Origin of the sequence: uncultured Lutibacter sp. (assembly GCF_937891065.1) — a bacterium.
GTDB lineage: Bacteria > Bacteroidota > Bacteroidia > Flavobacteriales > Flavobacteriaceae > Lutibacter.
In genome coordinates this window covers 1-5,884 of record NZ_CALAEQ010000063.1, presented here as the reverse complement: position 1 = coordinate 5,884, position 5,884 = coordinate 1, and the positions used below count along the sequence as shown (strand labels likewise).

Genomic DNA, 5,884 nt, shown 5'->3' with positions numbered 1-5,884 from the left:
AAAGGAGTGCAAATTTAAGAATTTTATTTCAGTATAACAAAAAGAAAATGAAGCTTTTATCTAAAAAATTAGCCTAACCAATTTTTAAAATCTTTTACACGTTCACGACTTACAATAATTTCAGATTCATTATATGATTGAAGTACTATTTTTAACCTACTATTTGAATAAGAAATAATATCTTTTATAGCGTTGATATTGATAAAATATTTACGACTAACTCTAAAAAAAGTATCTGGCTGAAGCTTAGTTTCCAGTTGTTCTAAAGTGTCTTCTATTAAATAACTTCTTCCATCAATTGTATGAATATGTGTTGCTTTATCTTCACTATAAAAACATTCAATAGATTCAATAAAAATCATTTTTAAATGCTGTCCAATTTTTACAGTAAATCGCTTTTTATAATTCGTTTCCGAAGGAGAAATTAAATCTTTTATCTGTTCAAAATTAAAACTATGATCATTTGTTATAGTATGTGTATTTTTAAATTGATTTACAGCATTATTTAATTCATCACTATCAATAGGTTTTAACAAATAATCTACACTATTTAATTTAAATGCTTTTAGCGCATATTCATCATATGCAGTAGTAAATATGATGGCACTTTTAACTTCAACTTCTTCAAAAATTTCAAAAGATAAACCATCAGAAAGCTGAATATCTAGAAATAACAAATCCGGATGTTCATTACTATAAAACCAATTTACAGCTTCTTCAACCGAGTGTAACATTGCAATTGGTTCTATACCAATTTCATTTAGCATTCTGCTTAGTCTTCTAGCTGCAGGTTTTTCGTCTTCAATAATAACTACTTTCATTTTAATTTAATTATGTTTTTGATTCATTGATTATTCCCAAGAATCTCGTTTATCTTTATCCATTAGCTCTTTAATCTTACGATCTTCCCAATTTTTTCCTAGTAAAATTCCCATTCCAAAAACATTAAAAGCGTGAAATAAAATTCCTATTCCCCAAAATATTGCAGTATTATAGGTTTGCCAATCCCATAAATCTTCAAACTCGCCATTAGAAAATGATCTTGAAACTATTAAAAATATATTTACTAAAAGATAAACTGTTAAGTGTACATAAAACCCTTTAATTGCTTTAACCCTCTTTTTTGCTCTTAAATATTGTTGCTCTTCTGTATAATTATTATTTTTCATTGTCTTAAAATTTAGTGCGATTATCTTTATCCATTAACTCTTTTATTTTACGATCTTCCCAATCTTTACCAAATAATAAATTATGTCCAAAAACTCCAAAGGCATGAAATGCTATTCCAATTCCCCAACCAAACATTGGCCACCAAAACCAATAATAATGAGGAGATGTCATGTAGTTTATAAAAAATAGAAAAGGTATTACTAAGCAATATGCTAGTAAATTTGCATAAAATCCTTTAATGTTTTCAACTCTTTTTTTTGCTCTAATATATTTATCTTCTTCTGTATATAATGTTTTCATAATGTTGTTTTTAATTAATGATTATTCTTGTGCCAACACGCCAACTGGGCCTTTTTACTAAAAATGTTCATTGAACAATTTTTTACGATCAATCCTATTCCCAATATTGTTTACGATCTTCATTCATAATTTCTTGAATTTTACGCTCTTCCCAACCGCTTCCTAAAAATGGATTGTAAGAAAAAGCTTTAAATCCTTGAAAAATCATTCCAATTCCCCAACCCATTGCTGGAAACCAAAACCAATGAAATTGTGGTACATATTTTAAATTTATAAAAATTAAAAAAGGAATTACAATACAATATGCTATTAAACCTGAATAAAATCCTTTAATTTCTTCAACGCGTTCTACCGCTCTTATATATTTACTATTTTGTTGTGATTCTGATGTTTTCATTATTTGAATTTTTTGAGTTAATAAAGGTAGTTTTACAGTAAATTGAGTCGCTGTTTTTTCAACTTCTACCTTTTTTAATGTTATTAATTGATACCTTTCTTCTATATTTTTTAAACCTATTTTGGTTCCCTTTTCAATAGTAGTTTTCGGATTAAAATTGTTTGAGACTACTAAATAACCGTCTTCTTCTGTAATTGTAACTTTTAGTGGATTTTCAACTGATACTACATTGTGTTTTATAGTATTTTCTAATAATAATTGTAATGATAATGGTAAGATTTTAAGTTCTGAATTACTTGCCTTCTCAGGAATTTGAAATGTAACAGCATTTTCAAACCGCATTGTTAACAAATCCATATAGGCTTTTGCAAAATGCAACTCTTCATCTAACTCAATTAAATCTTTACTTTTTTGTTCTAAAACATATCTATATACTTTTGAAAGTTTTGTTGTGAACTTTTCTGCTTGTTTAGGGTTTTCTCCTATTAATGACGCCAATACATTTAAACTGTTAAATAAAAAATGTGGATCTATCTGACTTTTTAAAGACTCATATTTAGCAGTTTCAGTCTTCGCTACAATTTGTTGTTCACTTACTTTTTTTTCTGTTAAGGCTTTATAAAAAAATATGGCATGAAAAATTAAACTTACAATTAGTGTAATTACCAATCCAAAAGTATAATACGATGTTGCACTTGGGTCGTTTATAAAACGTTCAACTGGTTTCCCTAAAATTACAACAAGTGTTACAAACCTTAAAAAAACAAGTCCAATCATTGTTAAAGTAACAGATCCTAGCGCACCTATTATCAGCCTATATTTAGAATGTTTTTTCCAAGAAAATTTATTTTCTAAATAAGAATAAAAATATCCATTAATAGTAGTTAAAACAATCGCATACATAAAATGAATACTTAAAATTGTTAGTAATTCATTTATTGTTAAATTAAATCCTTGATTAGAAATTAATCGCTCTACAACAAATATTCCTATTGCTATAATTCCAGAAACCTTTAATAAGTATTTAATATCTGTTTTCATTTTAATATTATTTATTTTTAGTAATTGCAATTTAAAACTTAATTTCTAAATTCACATTGTTATTATCTACTACAAATTTAGAACTTTCAAAATTTGGCGGCCCCATTAACATTGGATTGTTAGATGTTCCATAACTTTCTTTTGGCATACCGTTTTCATGAAAATCCATTTTATTATTTTCATTTTCATCATGAAAGCAAATAATAGCATATTCTCCATTTGGTATATTTAAAAAGGTAACTGAACTAATTCCATCTTCAATAGCTGCAGATTTTGCAAATAATGGTTGCTTTCTAAAACCATCTTCATCAAAAAAAGCAAAGTTTATTGTTCCTGTATTATTTAAAGCATTTACTACGGTAATAGTTATTACATTTTGCTCTAAATTTTCTTTATTCTCTTGAGCTTGTGACACAAACATTGATAAAAACAATAAGATAATAGTTAAAATAAATTGTTGCATAATTTTAGTTTTTAATTAATAATAGTTTCATTTAATACTTCAAAAGTCATTTAAAAACTCGCATTACAAAATTTAAAGTAACTGAATTGTATTTTAATTAGGATGAATTGTAAAATTTACTGTTTTATCATAAATATCACTATCAATCTAAATAATAAAACAGTTTGATAAAAACCCTAACATTCGTCATCTTTTTAAATAAAAAAGTTTGTAACTTTATAAAACTTTTCACAAAAACAATTAAATTATGAAAATATACGATGATAAACACATTAAAAATGTTGCCTTTGTAGGAGCTCATAAAAGCGGGAAAACTACTTTAGCAGAAACAATGCTCTTTGAAGCTGGATTAGTCAAACGCCGTGGTAGCGTTGAAAACAAAAACACTGTTTCCGACTATCACGATATTGAGCAAGAAAGAGAAACTACCATTTTTGCCACTCCACTTCACACTGAATGGCGCAACTACAAAATAAACATTATTGACACTCCCGGTTTAGATGATTTCATAGGTGAAATTGCCTCAACAATGCGTGTAGCAGATTCAGTAGTTACCGTTGTAAATGCTCAACATGGAGTTGAAATTGGGACTGAAATCATTTGGAATTATGTTGATCGTTTTTCACTTCCAACATTATTTGTAATTAATCAAATAGATAGTCCAAATGCAGATTTTGATGAAAGTTTTAAAAGTATCGTTAATTTAGTTGGTAATAATGCCGTTAAAATTCAATACCCATTAGTTATTGATGGTGCACAATGTATAATTGATGTACTTAAAATGAAAATGTATAAATTTGGGCCTGAAGGCGGAAAACCTGAAAAGTTTGATATTCCTGCTGACCAAAAAGAGCTTGCTAACAAACTTCATAATGAATTAGTAGAAAAAGCTGCTGAAAATGACGAAGATTTAATGGAACTTTATTTTGATAAAGGTTCTCTTAATGAAGATGAAATGCGTGAAGGAATTAAAAAAGGAATGTTAAATCATGAATTATTCCCTGTTTTTTGTATTTCAGCTTTAAATGATATGGGAACTGGTAGATTAATGGGCTTTATTGATAATGTAGCTCCAAGTGCAGCAGATTTAAAACCTGAACAAAGTGTTGAAGGTGAAACAATAGAATGCAAACCTGACGCTCCAACATCATTATTCATTTTTAAAACATTGTACGAACCAAACTTAGGACAAATTAGTTTCTTTAAAGTAAAATCAGGAGAAATTAAACAAAATGACAAATTGGAAAATTCTAGAAATGATGAAATTGAAATTGTAAATCAATTATTCATTATGGATGGTAAAAACCGTGAACAAGTTGAAAAATTAAGTGCAGGTGATATTGGTGCAACTCTAAAATTAAAATACACAGAAACTAATGATACTTTAAGAACAAAAGGTTCTGATATTACAATTAAGCCAATTAGTTATCCTTCATCAAGAATTAGTAAATCAATAAATGCTATTGACAAAAATGATGAAGAAAAACTAAATGAAGCTTTAAGAAAAATTCATAGTCAAGACCCTACAGTTATTGTTAAATATTCAAAAGAATTAAAACAACAAATTCTTTCTTGCCAAGGTGAATTACATTTAGCAACTATAGATTGGGTTTTACAAAAGGTTTATGGAATAAAAACTAGTTTTGAACAACCTAGAATTACTTATAGAGAAACTATTCAACGTTCAGCAACAACTAGTTACAAACATAAAAAACAATCTGGTGGGTCCGGTCAATTTGGTGAAGTTCACATAAAAATTGAACCTTATTTTGAAGGAATGCCAGAGCCAGATGGGTTTAATATTAGAAAAAAAGAAGTAGTAGATTTAGCTTGGGGAGGAAAACTTGTTTTCTACAACTGTATAGTTGGTGGAGTTATAGATACTCGCTATTTACCTGCAGTTTTAAAAGGTATTTTAGAAGTAATGGAAGAAGGACCTCTAACAAAATCTTATGCAAGAGATATTAGAGTTATGCTATTTGATGGAAGAATGCATGCCGTAGATTCAAATGATATTTCATTTAAAATTGCTGCAGCTCATGCTTTTAAAGAAGCCTTTTTAAATGCAAAACCTAAACTTTTAGAACCAATTAATGAACTAACAGTAAAAGTTCCTGAAGAATTAATGGGGAATGTCATGACAGATTTACAGTCAAGAAGATCTATTATTTTAGGTATGGATAGTGATGGTAAATACCAAACTATAAAAGCTAAAACTCCTTTGGCTGAAATGTATAAGTATTCAACTACATTGCGTTCTATAACGCAAGGAAGAGGAAGCTTTACTACAAAATTTTCTAATTTTGAATTAGTTCCAAATAATGTGCAAGAAGAACTAGTTAATGTTAATAAAGAATAATTAGAAGTTTATAATTTTAAAAAATAAAGACTCGTCAAATTTAAAATTTGACGAGTCTTTTAATTAGTAATCATCAATTAATATTTCTTAATTCAATCAATTTTATAACTCTTAACGTTTCAATTGGTTTAAAATACTACTAAGAATACATAAA

At 27.7% G+C, this 5,884-nt stretch carries 6 protein-coding genes; 1 reads left to right on the top strand and 5 read right to left on the bottom strand.

The window, feature by feature from the left end; all coding sequences use genetic code 11:
* Window positions 1-68: 68 nt before the first annotated feature.
* The 5 genes from Q0352_RS03840 to Q0352_RS03820 form a co-directional block, all read right to left on the bottom strand.
* Entirely contained in the window at window positions 69-821 is a 753-nt protein-coding gene (locus Q0352_RS03840; RefSeq protein WP_299523906.1) for a LytTR family DNA-binding domain-containing protein, read from the bottom strand.
* A 30-nt stretch (window positions 822-851) separates the two neighbouring features.
* Window positions 852-1,169, bottom strand: coding sequence for a 2TM domain-containing protein (locus tag Q0352_RS03835; protein ID WP_299523903.1), 318 nt, complete (start codon window positions 1,167-1,169; stop codon window positions 852-854).
* A gap of 4 nt (window positions 1,170-1,173) precedes the next feature.
* Window positions 1,174-1,470, bottom strand: a complete 297-nt coding sequence (locus Q0352_RS03830; RefSeq protein WP_299523900.1) for a 2TM domain-containing protein — start codon at window positions 1,468-1,470, stop codon at window positions 1,174-1,176.
* A 94-nt stretch (window positions 1,471-1,564) separates the two neighbouring features.
* Complete coding sequence (locus Q0352_RS03825) at window positions 1,565-2,908, bottom strand: 2TM domain-containing protein (RefSeq protein ID WP_299523897.1); 1,344 nt, start codon at window positions 2,906-2,908, stop codon at window positions 1,565-1,567.
* 31 nt (window positions 2,909-2,939) lie between these two features.
* Complete coding sequence (locus tag Q0352_RS03820; protein ID WP_299523894.1) at window positions 2,940-3,371, bottom strand: DUF2141 domain-containing protein; 432 nt, start codon at window positions 3,369-3,371, stop codon at window positions 2,940-2,942.
* A gap of 247 nt (window positions 3,372-3,618) precedes the next feature.
* Here Q0352_RS03820 and Q0352_RS03815 point away from each other — a divergent pair, with 247 nt between their 5' ends.
* Window positions 3,619-5,730, top strand: a complete 2,112-nt coding sequence (locus Q0352_RS03815; RefSeq protein WP_299523891.1) for a translation factor GTPase family protein — start codon at window positions 3,619-3,621, stop codon at window positions 5,728-5,730.
* Window positions 5,731-5,884: the final 154 nt, after the last annotated feature.